10 protein-coding genes are annotated in these 13,782 nt (G+C 68.2%); 5 read left to right on the top strand and 5 right to left on the bottom strand.

Annotation, left to right across the window (positions count from 1 at the left end; translation table 11 throughout):
• The first annotated feature begins 34 nt into the window (after positions 1-34).
• Together CBY09_RS22975 and CBY09_RS22970 are read left to right on the top strand one after the other, a co-directional pair.
• Complete coding sequence (locus tag CBY09_RS22975) at positions 35-700, top strand: glutathione S-transferase family protein (RefSeq protein WP_094291891.1); 666 nt, start codon at positions 35-37, stop codon at positions 698-700.
• Positions 697-1,725, top strand: a complete 1,029-nt coding sequence (locus CBY09_RS22970) for a pyridoxamine 5'-phosphate oxidase family protein (RefSeq protein ID WP_094291890.1) — start codon at positions 697-699, stop codon at positions 1,723-1,725. Before CBY09_RS22975 ends, CBY09_RS22970 begins: the two co-directional genes overlap by 4 nt.
• On the opposite strand, the gene CBY09_RS22965 is transcribed toward CBY09_RS22970, so the two are convergent.
• From CBY09_RS22965 to CBY09_RS22950, 4 genes are all read right to left on the bottom strand, one after another.
• A complete protein-coding gene (locus CBY09_RS22965; RefSeq protein WP_094291889.1) occupies positions 1,694-2,569 on the bottom strand; it encodes a TIGR03915 family putative DNA repair protein in 876 nt (291 codons plus the stop codon). The genes CBY09_RS22970 and CBY09_RS22965 overlap by 32 nt on opposite strands.
• A gap of 15 nt (positions 2,570-2,584) precedes the next feature.
• On the bottom strand, positions 2,585-3,877 hold the full coding sequence (locus CBY09_RS22960; protein WP_094291888.1) for a putative DNA modification/repair radical SAM protein: 1,293 nt from the start codon (positions 3,875-3,877) through the stop codon (positions 2,585-2,587).
• Positions 3,878-4,013: 136 nt separating this feature from the next.
• Positions 4,014-4,859, bottom strand: a complete 846-nt coding sequence (locus CBY09_RS22955; protein WP_094291887.1) for a class III extradiol dioxygenase family protein — start codon at positions 4,857-4,859, stop codon at positions 4,014-4,016.
• 11 nt (positions 4,860-4,870) lie between these two features.
• Complete coding sequence (locus tag CBY09_RS22950) at positions 4,871-5,218, bottom strand: protocatechuate 4,5-dioxygenase subunit alpha (RefSeq protein WP_094291886.1); 348 nt, start codon at positions 5,216-5,218, stop codon at positions 4,871-4,873.
• 58 nt (positions 5,219-5,276) lie between these two features.
• Between CBY09_RS22950 and CBY09_RS22945 the strand changes: the two genes are divergently transcribed.
• On the top strand, positions 5,277-6,230 hold the full coding sequence (locus CBY09_RS22945; protein ID WP_205734204.1) for a LysR family transcriptional regulator: 954 nt from the start codon (positions 5,277-5,279) through the stop codon (positions 6,228-6,230).
• 447 nt (positions 6,231-6,677) lie between these two features.
• On the opposite strand, the gene CBY09_RS22940 is transcribed toward CBY09_RS22945, so the two are convergent.
• Complete coding sequence (locus CBY09_RS22940; protein WP_094291914.1) at positions 6,678-7,568, bottom strand: gamma-glutamyl-gamma-aminobutyrate hydrolase family protein; 891 nt, start codon at positions 7,566-7,568, stop codon at positions 6,678-6,680.
• 600 nt (positions 7,569-8,168) lie between these two features.
• On the opposite strand from CBY09_RS22940, the gene CBY09_RS22930 reads away from it, so the two are divergent.
• Together CBY09_RS22930 and CBY09_RS22925 are read left to right on the top strand one after the other, a co-directional pair.
• Positions 8,169-11,735, top strand: a complete 3,567-nt coding sequence (locus CBY09_RS22930; RefSeq protein ID WP_094291884.1) for a TonB-dependent receptor domain-containing protein — start codon at positions 8,169-8,171, stop codon at positions 11,733-11,735.
• Complete coding sequence (locus CBY09_RS22925) at positions 11,707-13,719, top strand: CHASE2 domain-containing protein (RefSeq protein ID WP_094291883.1); 2,013 nt, start codon at positions 11,707-11,709, stop codon at positions 13,717-13,719. The genes CBY09_RS22930 and CBY09_RS22925 overlap by 29 nt, the downstream gene beginning before the upstream one ends.
• Positions 13,720-13,782 lie beyond the last annotated feature (63 nt).

Below are 13,782 nucleotides of genomic sequence, written 5' to 3'. Positions count from 1 at the left end.
TTCTTTCCACGCCGTTTTGACAAGGACTCGCCCCATGACATCCGCCCCCCTTCCTGCCGCCCCGCTCACGCTGCACCGCACGGCCATCTCCGGCCACTGCCACCGCGTGGAGTTGCTGCTGTCCCTGCTCGGCCTGCCGTATCGGCTGGTGGAGGTGAACCTGCTGCAGGGCGAGCACCAGTTGCCCGCGCACCGCGCGCTGAACCCGCTGGGCCAGGTGCCCGTGCTGGTGGATGGCGAGGTGGTGCTGAGCGACAGCAATGCCATCCTGGTCTACCTGGTGCAGCGCTACGCGCCCGGCAGCGCATGGATGCCGCAGGACCCGGTGGGCCAGGCGCAGCTGCAGCGCTGGTTCAGTCTGGCGGCGGGCTTTCTGGCGCCGGGCATCGGTGGGCCGCGTTTTGCCACGCTGACCGGCAAGCCCATCAACGAGGTGGCGCAGGCCCAGGGCCGGCGGCTGCTGGACTTCATGGAATCCGAGCTGCAGGGGCGTGGCTGGTTGCTGGGCGGTGCTGCGCCCAGCCTGGCTGATGTGGCGATGATCAGCTACACCTCGCAGGCGCACCTGGCGGGCCTGCCTCTGCCTGCCGCCTACCCGCGCATTGCCGCCTGGGTGGCGCGCGTGCAGGCGCTGCCCGGCTATGTGCCGCTGCTGGACCACCTCAGCGGGTTGACTCCCCAGCCTGCGGAGGCCGTATGACCGCCCTGCCCGCAGGCGGCAGCGAAGGACCCGCCCCCAGCGCCTGGCACGCCGGTGAACAGGCGCTGCAAGCCCGCGCTGGCGTGCACGAGCGCATGGCCGCCGTGGGCGAGGTGGTGGTGCGCGACCACATGCCCGACCAGCACCGCGAGCTGTTCGAAAAGCTGCCCACGCTGCTGCTGGGTGCCATCGACGCGCAGGGCCAGCCCTGGGCCACCATGCTGGCGGGCCCGCCCGGCTTTGTGCACACGCCCCACGCGCAGCGCATGGATGTGGGCGCCGCCATCGACGCGGCCGACCCGGTGATGGCGGCGCTGGCCGCGCACGGCACTGGCGCGCCCGTGGGCGTGCTGGGGCTGGAGCCGCACACGCGCCGCCGCAACCGCATGAACGGCCATGTGGTGCGATGGGGGGCGCAGCAGGGCCTGTCGATCACGGTGGCGCAGAGCTTTGGCAACTGCCCCAAGTACATCCAGGCGCGTGCGCCGGGCCTGCGCGCCGCCGTCGCACCACCGCAGCCTGCGCAGGCGCTGGGCCCAGCGCTGGATGCCGACGCGCTGGCCCTCATTGCGCGCAGCGACACGCTGTTCATCGCCAGCGCCTCGGCCGCCCGGCCCGGTGCGCAGCGAGGCGAGGGCGTGGACATCTCCCACCGGGGTGGCGAGCCCGGCTTTGTGCAGGCGAAGCACACCGCAGAAGGCATGGAGCTGTGGCTGCCCGACTATCCTGGCAACCTGTTCTTCAACACCTTGGGCAACCTCGCGCAGCACCCGCTGGCCGGGCTGCTGTGGGTGGACTACGAAGACGGCGGCCTGCTGCACGTGGCCGCGCGCGCCGAGCTGCTGTGGAGCGAGGCCGACCGTGCGCCCTGGCCCGGCGCGCAGCGCGTGCTGCGGCTGCAGGTGCTGGGCGGGGTGTGGCGCGCACAGGCACTGCCCTGGCGGTGGACGGTGGCGCAGCCCGCGCCGCAGTTCCAGGCGATGCGCCAGGCCGCTACGGCAGCACCTGCGGCGCCGGGCGCTTGAGGGGCGCAATCGCCTTGCGTGGCGTGGTGGGCTCGGCCGCCACCATCTGCGCGCTGCGCTCGTGCGCGGTCTGCGCCAGCTCGGTGATGAGCGCGGCTTCGGGCAGGTTGTGCCAATAGCGCGTGGGCATCTCTTTTTTCATCATGTTCAGCTTGAGCCGTGCGGGGTTGAAGATGTGGCGGTAGTAGGTGAGCCACAGCGCCTCGCCCGCATCGGGTGGCGGTGCATCGCTGCGTTGCGCACCCGGGCCGGTGTGCAGCTGCTGCCCGTCCCAGCGCACGCTGGCGTCGGGCGTGAGGATGGCCCAGCGCATCTGCGTGAAGCGGCGGATGAAGAAGCCCGCGTTGGCCACGGTGATGTAGTGGTCGGGCTCGAACCAGGCCATGTGCAGGGTGTTGCCGTCAGGCTCCACCACAGGCCGAAAGCGCACAAAGGCGTGCATCTTGTGTTTGTCGCGCCCCACGGCGCGGACCATGTGGTGGGCCAGCATGCGGTCCGCGTCCAGCGGGTCGTGCCGCGCGGCTTCGGCCTCCGCGCCGCCTTGCGCCATGCGCCACAGCAGGCGGTACATCAGTGCAAAGCGGGCCGGGTCGCGGTGCAGGATGAGCTGCTCGCACAGGTGCACAAAGTCGGGGGGTACGCGCAGCGGCGGCGCATCGGGGGACGGGCTGGGCAAGGTGTGGCTGGCTGCAGGCTCGGGCGCGAACAGGTCTTCCGCGGCATCCGCCGGGCTGCGCCAGTCCACCGCCTGCGGGGGCACGTTGGCTTGCACCAGGGCGCGTGCGGCGGTGCGAAAACCGGGCCAGTCGGTGGCGTGGTCCAGCGTGACGGTGTGGCGCTGCATGCGGGTCGCTCCAGCTCAGAACAGGCTGCGCTGCACCGGCGGCGGCGCCAGCTGCGCGGCGAGGTCGGCAGCGTCCAGCGCACGGCCGGGGCGGTAATCGGCCGCCTCCACAAACGGCAGCACTTTCTTGAGCGGCACATGCAGCCGAGCCAGGTCGGCATGCCGCAGGCGGCGCACGTGGCGGGCGGCCAGCAGGCGCTCCACCGTCTGCACGCCAAAGCCGGGCACGCGCAGCAGCAGCTCGCGCGGGGCGGTGTTGAGGTTGACCGGAAAGCGCTCGCGGTGCGCCAGCGCCCAGGCCAGCTTGGGGTCCATGTCCAGCGCGAGCATGCCCACCATACCTCCGGGGGCGCCTTGGCTGGGCGGCACGATCTCGTCGTGCGTGAAGCCATAGAAGCGCATCAGCCAGTCGGCCTGGTACAGCCGGTGCTCGCGCACCGTGGGCGGCGCAGCCAGCGGCAGGGCGCGTGCCGCATCGGGGATGGGGCTGAAGGCCGAGTAGTACACGCGCCGCAGCCGGTGCACGCCGTACAGCCGCGCGCTGGTCGCCAGGATGGTGCGGTCGTCCGTGGCATCTGCCCCCACGATCATCTGCGTGCTTTGCCCGCCGGGCGCAAACAGCGGCGCGCTGGCCCGGCGCGTGGTGCGCGACTGCGGCATGGACACGATGGCCTGCGCGGCTTGCTCCTTGCGCGCCGCACGCGATTCGCCAATGTGCACCGCCATGCGGGCCATGGACCGGTCGATGGCGGCGCTGTTTTTCTCCGGCGCCAGGGCGGTGAGGCCCTCGGCCGTGGGCAGCTCGATGTTGATGGACAGGCGGTCGGCATAGCGGCCAGCGCGCTGCATCAGTTCGGGCGACGCGTCGGGAATGGTTTTGAGGTGGATGTAGCCGCGAAAGTCGTGCTCCTCGCGCAGCACGCGGGCCACTTCCACCACCTGCTCCATGGTGTAGTCGGGGCTCTGGATGATGCCGCTGGACAGGAACAGCCCCTCGATGCAATTGCGGCGGTAAAAGTCGAGCGTGAGCTGCACTACCTCATCGACCGTGAAGCGTGCGCGGGGCACGTTGCTGGTGACGCGGTTCACGCAGTACAGGCAGTCGTACTGGCAGAAGTTGGTGAGCAGAATCTTGAGCAGCGAGATGCAGCGCCCGTCGGGCGCGTAGCTGTGGCAGATACCCATGCCCTCGGTGGAGCCCATGCCGCGCCCGCCCACTGAGTTGCGCGGCGCAGCACCGCTGGATGCACACGAGGCGTCGTACTTGGCTGCATCGGCCAGGATGGCGAGTTTGGACTGTAAATTCACTGGGTGAATTTACAGTAAACACAATGCCTGATGCCAGTCTGTGGGAAAGCTGGGAGAGGTCAATACTCCTGAATTGATAGCTGCTTGCGCATGATGGATGGGCGCAGGCAGCCAAAAATGCTTGAACTTGACGAGGTCAGACTGTTTCCAGCGCCATCACGGCCGTCGCCGTGTTCGAGATCGGGATGTGGTAGTTGCTGTGCACCCGTCGCACGCCCGCGCTGGCGGTGGCCAGCGCCCCGCGCATGGCCAGCCACATCAGCAGCTCCACGCCCTGGGTGCCGGTCTTTTCCACCAGCTCGTGCACGCTGAACTGCGTGGCCCACTCGGGGTTGGTGGTCAGGCTCTCGATGAACTGCAGGTCAAACGCCTTGTTGATGAAGCCTGCGCGTTCGCCGTCAAGCTGGTGCGAAAGGCCGCCCGACGCAATCACCGCCACCTTCTTGTCGCTGTCCCAGCTCTGGATGGCCTGTCCCACGGCCTTGCCCAGCGCGTAGCAGCGCCTGGCCGACGGCAGCGGGAACTGCACGGTGTTGATGCACACCGGCACCACCGTCACGGGGCAATCGCCCCCGGGCCAGAAGAGCTTGAGCGGCAGCGTGCAGGCGTGGTCCACCAGCATCTCCTGGCAGGTGGTCACGTCAAACTCTTGCTCGATCAGCGTGTTGATGAGGTGCCACGACAAGTCCACCTCGCCTTTGAACGGCGGCAGCGTGGGGATGCCCCAGCCCTCGTCCGCGTTGTTGTATTCGGCCGCAGCGCCCACGGCAAAGGTCGGCATCTTGTCGAGGAAGAAGTTCAGGCCGTGGTCGTTGTAGAACATCACCACCACGTCGGGCTGCTTCTCACTCAGCCACTGGCGGATGGGCGGAAAGCCGTCGAAGAAGGGCTTCCAGTACGGCTCGTTTTGCAGGCCCTTGTGGATGGCGTTGCCAATGGCCGGAATGTGCGAGGTGCCGAGGCCGCCGATGAGTTGTGCCATGTGATGTCTCCTTATTTGCCCGCTGCGACCAGCATGGCTTTGAATTCGTCCTTGGTCATGCCCGTCTGCTGTGCGCCGATGTCCTGCATGTCCAGCTTGAAGATGCCAGCAAACTTGGCCAGGTAGTAGGCGTTGCCACCTGCGGCAATCAGCTGCAGCACGTTCTTGGCGCGGATGGCGGCGGCCTGCTGCTCGTTCAGGCCGTACTTGCGCATGTACGCCTCTTCGTCGGCCAGAAAGGCCTTGCGATTGGCCTCGTCGTTGAACGAAAAGCACATCTTGTTCAGCGCATAGCCCTTGCGGGCCTGGTCGCCATCGAACGGCGTGGTGCCGGGGATCGGGGGCAGTGGGGAAGGCATGGAAGTCTCCGGGGCTTGATGTAAGTCAGCCCGCAGTGTCGCGATGCCATTGCCAAAGATGAAGCCTGAAAACATCATCGAATGCATGAGCAATTTCGATGGATCAGCGCTGGACGGCCACCTGCTCAAGCTGCTGCTGGCCGTGCTGGAGACGGGCAGCATCACGGCGGCGGCTGATCGCCTGGGCGTCACCCAGTCGGCCGTGAGCCACCTGCTCGACAAGCTGCGCGCCATTACCGGCGACCCGCTGTTTGTGAAGCGCGGGCGCGGCATCGTGCCCACCGCACGGGCCGAAGCGCTGGCCCAGCCCGCGCGCGACATGCTGCACCAGATGCAGCTCTTTGCCCAAGGGGCCGAGTTTGATCCTGCCGCGTGGCAGACCGAGCTGACGATTGCGGCGAACGACTTTCAGCGTGATTTGCTGTTGCCCGCACTGGCCATGCGCCTGCGCACCGCAGCGCCGGGCGTCACGCTGCGTATCTTGCCCAGCGGCGCGCCCAGCGCGGAGCTGCTGCGGTCTGACGCGTGCCAACTGGTCATCAGCCCCCGTCCGCCCGATGGCACGGACATCGTGCAAAAGCGTTTGTTTGAAGACCAGTACCGCGTGTTCTACGACGCCAGCGTGCGCAGCGCCCCCGCCACCGAGGCCGACTACCTGGCCGCCGACCACACCACTGTGGCCTACGAGGCGCACCGGGGGTTGGACTTGGACCGCCAGCTGCTGGCCCGTGGCGTGCGCCGCCGCTTTGCGGTGCGCGTGCCGGGTTTTGCGGCGCTACCAGCCTTTGTGCGCGGCACGGCGCTGCTCACCACCGCGCCCTCGCTGCTGGCCCGCACGGCCTTGGCAGGTCTGGCCAGTGCGCCCGTGCCGGTGGTGTGCCCGGCCATGCCGATGTATTTGATCTGGCATGTGCGGTACCAGCAGGATGCGGCGCACCGGTGGCTGCGGGGGGAGGTGGAGGGAGTGGTGGGGCCGGTGTTAACGCTGCGATGTGACGCAAACCGAAAGTAGATTGTCCAATTGCATCGGGTTCCGTCTGGCCCGACTTGGGTCGCCAATACAGCGGGTCTCAACAGATAGATTGGCGAAAAGCGAAAACGCCCCTTTGAAAGGGGCGTTTTCTATTGTTGGTGGGGGCGGGCTCTCTTTGGACCTAAGACAACCAGTTCATCACAGTGACCTCCATGCAGTGTCCAGTGCGCATACCCCCAGAATCCCCGCGCCCTTTCGATTGCTTTGCAGCTTGAATTTGACTTTCATTTTTCCTCCTTTGATTTCTGATTGATCTCCAGGGAGAGATCGAACACCATAAAAAAGGCGGCAATGATCACCAGACACGTGCTGAAGAGGCCCCCCGTGATTGGCATGGTCGCCACGGCACCGAAGACTTGACTGCCCGCATCCTAGACGCTGTTTTGGATCGATGCAAGGCATTTGCAGTTGATCTAGTCAGCAGAGCTACGGATTGTTTTTCTCCTCGGCCCTGTCCCTGCGCAGCGCGCCGCGCAACAGCCGCGTTGCCCGGTCCCGCAACCCCACCGGCTTACCCGGCCGTACCGGGTGCTTGCGTGCCTCCACGCACGCCGCCAGAAAGTCCTGCAGGATGGCCGTGTCGTCCAGCGTGTCCGAGCCCTGTTTGTGGAACTCCGGGTGCCACTGCGTGGCCGCAATGTAGCCGCGCCCGGGCGCAGGCTTGAGGCGGATGGCCTCGGGCACGCCATCGGGCTCGCTCAGGGCCTCGACCTCGAACTCGGGGGCCAGGCGCTTGATGCCCTGGTGGTGAATGCTGTTCACGCGCGCGCGGGGTGCGTCGGGGTAGAGCTGGGCCAAGCGTGAGCCGGGCACGATCTGGATGTCGTGGAAATGCTGGTCGTAGGTGGTGGCGTTGCGGTGCTGCAGCGCGCCCGGGTGCTGGGTCTCGATGTCCTGGTACAGCGCGCCGCCAAAGGCCACGTTGATGAGCTGCAGGCCCCGGCACACGCCAAAGATGGGCTTGCCCACTTCGGCAAAGGCCTTGACCAGGGCCAGGTCGTAGATGTCGCGCACGCGGTCACCCACCCACTCTTCGCGCAGGGGCTCCTCACCATAGTTGCCGGGCCACACATCGGCGCCGCCGTGCATCACCACGCCATCGAGCCACTCGGCATAGTGCTGCAGCGTCACATCGCCGCGCGCCGTTTCGCCGGTGGGGCAGGGCACCATCACCACGATGGCGCCGGACGACATGATCCAGTGCGCGATGGATTGCTCCACATACTGCAGCGTCTTGTTGGTGAACAGCGGGCGGGTGGGGTCGGCGTGCTGGAAACAGGCCGACAGGCCGATCTTGAGGCGGGGGGCAGCGGGCATGGCAAAAGGCTCCGGGCGGCACACGCAGGGCGTGGCGGGCAACAAGAAGAAGGGGGTGGAGGGAGGGGCGAAAGGCCCCCACGGGTTTGTTTGTATCACCGCCTTCTTGGGCCGTCTGTAGGAAAGGGCCGTGCGGGGCAGGCTTCGCCGCTGCGCGGCCCTTTCGTCTGTTACGCGGTGCTACGAAATGTGGCTTTCTTCATGAAACGCGCGGCAGAGGCCCGCGCGCCAAGGGGCTGGAGCGCAGGGCGCTCGCGATAATTTCTGTTTGCCGGGTGCTGAGAGCCTGTTCAAAGCCTTTTTGGAGATCGCATTGGAGTGCAATCGGGATGAGTGGAAGCTTCGGATGCGCCGCATGGGCTCATGCCCATGCAAGCCGCCGAGGCTTCCAATCGCCCGATTTCACTCCAACCCTTCGGGCAAGTGCCTTGCCGGGCGGTCTGCGGCGTTGCGGCGCTTGTGGATAGCCAGGCTATCCACTGCGCACCGCGCCTAGCATCCCATCCCGGCAAGGTACTTGTGCGACTCCAAAAAGGCTTTGAACAGGCTCTGAGGCCCCGGCGAAGTTGATGTGTTTCCTGCCTTCCGCGAAAGCCCCACATGCACCAAAAGAAAAATCGCCTGCCCGCTCTCACCACGCTTGCGGCACTGGCCGCCATGGCCTGGCCCCAGTTCGCCCAGGCCGTTGTGCCTCCAGGTGCCGCCGCCGAGATCGTGAGCCTGCAAGGCACGGGCGACCAGCGCGCCGCCGCTGCGGCCGACTGGGGCCCCGCGCGCCTGGCGCAGCCGCTGGCCACGGGCGACTTTGTGCGCACGCGCCAGGCCGCGCGCATGGCGCTGCTGTTTGCCGACGACACACAACTGCGCCTGCACCAGAACACGGTGCTGCAGGTCAAGGGCGTGGCCACCCCCGCCCAGCCGGTGACCACCTTGCTGCTCAATGCGGGCCGCGCCTGGACCCAGACCAAACGCGCCGATGGCAGCCGCCTGAACCTGGAGACCCCTGCGGCCACGGCTGCGATCCGTGGCACAGATTGGGACATCAGCGTGGAGGACGATGGGCGCACGCTGATCACGGTGCTCTCGGGCACTGTGGAGTTCTCCAACGCACAGGGCGCGGTATCGGTGGGCGCCAACGAAGCCGCCGTGGCCGAAGTGGGCAAGGCCCCGGTCAAGCTGGTGCTGAGCCAGCCGCGCGACCGCATCCAGTGGGTGAATGCGCTGCGCGCCGACCCGCTGCCCCACCTGGCCGCCGAGCCCGTGCCCGACACCCTGGCCCCGGTGCGCACCGCGCTCGCGGCCCGCGACCTGGCCGCTGCACGCGCCGCCCTGGCCCAGGCCCGCAGTAGCGGCGCCCCCGCCGCCTGGCTGGCGGTGATGGACGCGGCCATTGCCCTGCAGGCGGGCGACCTGCTGGCCGCGCGCGAGCAACTGGCCCGCCAGGTAGCGCAACCTGCGGCGCCGCTCCCCGCCTGGCTCATGCAGTCCGACGTGCAGCTGGTGGAGGGCGAAGGCGCCGCAGCCGCCGACACGCTGCGCACGGCTTTGCAGCGCTGGCCCGCCCACTCCGCGCTGACGGCCCAGCGGGCCCGTGTGCTGATGCTGAGCGACCGTGTGGACGAGGCCAGCGCCGCGCTGGCCCCCGTGCAGGCCACGGCCCATGCCGAAGTGGCGCTGGTGCGTGCCGAACTGGCCCGGCGCCGGGGCGATGCGCCCGCCACGCTGGCCGCCTACACCGAGGCCACGCAGCTGGCCGCTGGCGATGCGCGTGCCTGGCAGGGCCTGGGCAGCGCGCATGTGGAGCGCGAAGACCCCCGCCCCGCCCGCGAGAACCTGCAACGCGCACTGGCGCTGTCGCCCCAGCAGCCCGGCGCCTGGGGTGAGCTGGGCACACTCGAAACCTTTGTGAACGAGTTCACCGAAGCCGGTGCGGCCTTTGCCACGGCCCTGGGCGACAACCCGGCGGACTATGTGGCGCTCACCGGCCAGGGCCTGCTGCACCTCAAGCAGGGCCACCCGCAGGCCGCGCTGGATGCGTTCTTGCGCGCGGGCGTGATGGAGCCGCGCTATGCCCGTGCCAAGACCTGGACGGCCGTCGCCTACTACCAGCTGGGCCGCCACCAGGATGCGCTGTCCACCCTGCACCAGGCCATCGTGCTGGACGACAAGGACCCTGTGCCCCACATGCTGCTGGCGCAGATCCACACCGACCTGTTCCAGCCCGGCGAGGCTGTGGAAGCCGCGCGCGCTGCGGTGCAGCGCATGCCCTACCTCAAGTCACTCAACCAAGTCGCCAACGACCAGAAGGGCAGCGCCAACCTGGGTGCGTCGCTGGCCTTTTTTGGCATGGAGGACTGGGCGCTGGAACTGGCGCAGCAGAGCTTTTATCCGTACTGGGGCGGCAGTCACTTGTTCATGGCGGACCGCTATGCGGGCGAGTTCAACAAGAACTCTGCGCTGTTCCAGGGCTTTCTGACTGACCCCATGGCGTTTGGCGCGAGCCAGCGGTACTCCTCGCTTCTGCAGCAGCCGGGGGCGCATGGGGCCGTGGGGGTGACGCTGGACCGCGACCTCTACCGCATGCGGGCCCCCGCCGTCACGCTCAACGGCATGAACAACACCCATGTGCCCGTGTCGTGGTTCTTCAAGGCCCAGTCGGCCCGTGCGAGCGAGTTCCCGTTTGATCTGCAGGTCAACAACGCGCCCGCTGTGCGCGGAGGTTATGGCGATGTGCGGGCGCGTGCCGTCACCATTGGCGCGGGCATGCAGCCCACCGAACGCATCAACCTGTTTGCCTATGTGAACCAGTTCGACATGCGCCTGGCCAGCCAGAACCTGTTCGAGACCGCGCTGGACAACCAGAGCACCCAGGGCGCCGTGGGCCTGGCCTACCGCTGGGGGCCCACCGAGCAGACCTGGATCAAGCTCGGCCGCAGCATGGAGCACATCCTGCTGCAGCGTTACCCCACGCTGTACCTGGAGCCGCCGTTTGTCAGCCTGATGGGCGTGAGCAGCCTGCCCCAGAAACAGTTCAACGACCTGCAACTGCGCCACACGGTGGACACCGCCCCCGGCAGCCGCTGGAGCGTGGCGCTGGAGCATGTGCGCGAGCGCCAGCACAACCTGATCGCAGGCGAGGCCGCCGTGGCGGCCGACATCCCGGGGGTGGGCCCCTTCCGCGACTCTCTTCTGGTGGCCGGCTACAACAACGTGGACCGCCGCTACACCGGCCTGACCCTGGCCACCACCCAGCGCCTGGATGCGGCATGGAATCTGGACGCGGCCCTCGGCCTGCAGCAAATTCGCCACCGGGTGGACGGCCTGACGCAAAGCTACCTGGTGAATCTGGACCACCTGAGCGAAGAGCAGGCACGTCGCGCCGAGATGGAACGGGTAGTCACGCCCCGCGTGGGCCTGGTGTGGCAGCCTGCCGCAGGCACCACGGTGCGCATGGCCTACCAGGACTGGTTGCGGCCGCTCAGTGTGTCCACCCTCACCAGCGTGGAGACGGCGGGCATTCCGGTGGAGGACCGCCTGGTCGAAGCGGGCGGCCGCCACAAGCGTGTGGTGGCGCAGCTGGGCATGGCGCTGGGCCAGAGCACCTTTGTGAGCCTGCGGGCCGACCACCTGCGGGTGCGCAACCCCGGCACCGTGGGCGTGGACCTGCGCACGCCCAGCCTGCCGTTCCTCGAAGAAATGCGCAACGCGCAGATGGTCAACCTCTCGACCACCGACCTGCTGGAAGACACACCCAGCTTCGACTCCGGCACGCTCAAGACCCTGGGCGCAGGTGTCAACCACATGTTCAGCCGCCGCTGGTCAGGCTATGCCAAATATCTGTACCAGGGCAGCGAAAGCCGCAGCTACGACGCCGACGGGGCCGTGGGCCGTATCCCCTACATCCCGCGCCACACGGCCGTGCTGGGCGCCACCTGGGTCGGCCCGCAGCGCTTCTATGTCAGTGGCCGGGCGGTGTACCGGTCAGAGCGGTTTGAGGACAAGGAAAACCTCACGCGCATCGCACCCGGCTGGGGCGTGGACCTGATGGGGTACTGGGAGTCGCAGGACAAACACTGGGTGGTGGGTGTGGCTGCCATGAACCTGTGGGCGCCCAAGTCAGACCGCCGCAAGACCCGCTATGTCCTGGACGCCCGCTACCGCTTCTGACCGGGCCTCGCCCGCCACCTGGCGCAGCCAGCCTTGGTGGCCCCTGGCGGCCTGTCTGCTGGCGCTGCTGCTGGTGGGCGCCGCCACCTTCACGCGCACCTGGCATCTGCTGGAGTTCAAGACCTTTGACGTGCTCACTGCGCTGGTGGCGCCACAGCGCAGCACGCTGCCGGTGGTGATCCTGGCGATTGACGAGCCCACCTTCCAGGAGCTGCAGCAGCCCTGGCCCTTCCCGCGCAGCGTACATGCAGCCCTGTTGCAGCGCTTGCATGCTGACGGCGCCGCTGCCGTGGGGTTTGATGTGGTGTTTGCCGATCCCTCCACCGAGGCCGAGGACGCGGCCCTGGACCGTGCCATTGCCGAGGCGGGCCCGGTGGTGCTGGCCGCCACGCGCGAGAAGATCGACAGCAGCAACGCCGCGCTCTGGCTCGACGTGTTGCCGCTGCAGCGCTTTCTGGATGCGGGCGCCGACGCGGGCGATGCCGGGGTGGAGCCGGACGACGACTTTGTGGTGCGCCGCGCCCCGGTGGCGCGCGAGAGTTTTGCGCTGCGGCTGGCCCAGCGCGCGGCCGAGGCGCGCGGCCAGCAGCGGCCCGCGCTGCGCCATTTCGACTGGATTGGCTACCGAGGGGCGCGCGGCACCTTCGACACGCGCTCGTACTACCAGGCGCTGGAGCCGGGCCTGCTGCCCGCGGGCTTTTTCAAGAACAAGATCGTGCTCGTGGGGCGCTCAGCGCGCACGGCCACCGAGCTGACGCGGTCGCAGGCCGATCTGTTCAACTCGCCGTTTGGCACGGCGGGCGGCGAGCGCCTGTTCCCCGGCGTGGAACTTCAGGCCACGCTGGTGGACAACTACCTCACGGGCGGGGGGCTGCGCAGCGTGCACGAAAGCTGGTCACTGGCCCTGGTGCTGCTGGTGCTGCCCGTGTTGCTGTGGGGCAACCGCAGGCTGCCCCTGGCCGGTGCGGCGGCGCTGGCGGCCGTGCTGGTGGGGGCCATCGCGCTGGGTTCGTGGTGGCTGTTTGCGCGGTTTCAGCTGTGGTGGCCGCCGCTGTTGCCTGCGGCGGCCACAGCGGCGATCTACGGCGGGGCGGCGCTGGCGGGTTATGCGGCGGTGCGCCAGCGCGCGCGCCAGACGCGCGCGATGTTTGCGCAGTATGTGCCGCCCGCCGTGGTGGAGCGTCTCATCGCGCAGCCCGAGCTGATGCGCCTGGGCGGCGAGTCGCGCGAGGTCACGCTCATGTTCACCGACCTGGCTAGCTTCACCACGCTGTCCGAGCAGCTCAGTGCCGACCAGACGGTGGAGGTGCTCACCGCCTACTTCAACGCGATGACGCCCATCGTGCACGCCACCGGCGGCACGCTGGACAAGTTCATCGGCGACGCCGTGATGGCCTTCTGGGGGGCGCCGCTGGACGATGCGCAGCACGCCGAACACGCCGTGGCCGCCGCCATTGCCATGCAGCAGGCCATGCAGGCGCTGGTGGCAGGCCTGGCCGCGCGCGGCCTGCCACCCATCCACATGCGCATCGGGCTGCACACGGGGCGCGTGGTGGTGGGCAATGTGGGCTCGGACCAGCGCTTTTCGTACACGGCGATTGGCGATGCGGTGAACCTGGCGGCACGGCTGGAGGGCGCCAACAAGGCGTTTGGCACCGGCGTCCTGCTGTCGGCCGCCACCGCAGCGCAGCTGCCGCCGACAGTGGCGCTGCGTGCGCTGGACGATGTGATCGTCAAGGGCAAGACCGAGCCTGTGCGCGTGTTCACGCCCTGCGACGACGCCACGGTGCGCGAGGCGAGTAACGCGGCGCTGACCGCATTCCATGCGCGCGACTGGCCCGGCGCCGAGGCGCAGCTGGCGCGGGTGCTGGAGCGGCTGCCCGGTGACCTGGCCGCCACCCGGCTGCGCGAGCGTGTGGCCGAGGCCCGGGCGCTCCCTGCCGATGCGCCCTGGGTACCTGCCGTGTCGCTTGACAAACTCTAGATCGGACGAATTCAACATCCTTTGACATGTGTTTACCGGGGGTATGGACGCCGGTGCCATGAT

It is taken from the genome of Acidovorax kalamii, assembly GCF_002245625.1.
Classification (GTDB): domain Bacteria; phylum Pseudomonadota; class Gammaproteobacteria; order Burkholderiales; family Burkholderiaceae_C; genus Acidovorax; species Acidovorax kalamii.
Note: the sequence above shows the minus strand (reverse complement) of the source record. Positions and strands in the feature narration are given on the sequence as shown.

Coding starts and splice junctions, on each gene's coding strand:
- CBY09_RS22965 (WP_094291889.1), bottom strand. CDS start 2,569: ATGCAGCGCCACACCGTCACGCTGGACCACGCCACCGACTGGCCCGGT.
- CBY09_RS22930 (WP_094291884.1), top strand. CDS start 8,169: ATGCACCAAAAGAAAAATCGCCTGCCCGCTCTCACCACGCTTGCGGCA.
- CBY09_RS22975 (WP_094291891.1), top strand. CDS start 35: ATGACATCCGCCCCCCTTCCTGCCGCCCCGCTCACGCTGCACCGCACG.
- CBY09_RS22970 (WP_094291890.1), top strand. CDS start 697: ATGACCGCCCTGCCCGCAGGCGGCAGCGAAGGACCCGCCCCCAGCGCC.
- CBY09_RS22950 (WP_094291886.1), bottom strand. CDS start 5,218: ATGCCTTCCCCACTGCCCCCGATCCCCGGCACCACGCCGTTCGATGGC.
- CBY09_RS22925 (WP_094291883.1), top strand. CDS start 11,707: ATGTCCTGGACGCCCGCTACCGCTTCTGACCGGGCCTCGCCCGCCACC.
- CBY09_RS22945 (WP_205734204.1), top strand. CDS start 5,277: ATGAAGCCTGAAAACATCATCGAATGCATGAGCAATTTCGATGGATCA.
- CBY09_RS22940 (WP_094291914.1), bottom strand. CDS start 7,568: ATGCCCGCTGCCCCCCGCCTCAAGATCGGCCTGTCGGCCTGTTTCCAG.
- CBY09_RS22955 (WP_094291887.1), bottom strand. CDS start 4,859: ATGGCACAACTCATCGGCGGCCTCGGCACCTCGCACATTCCGGCCATT.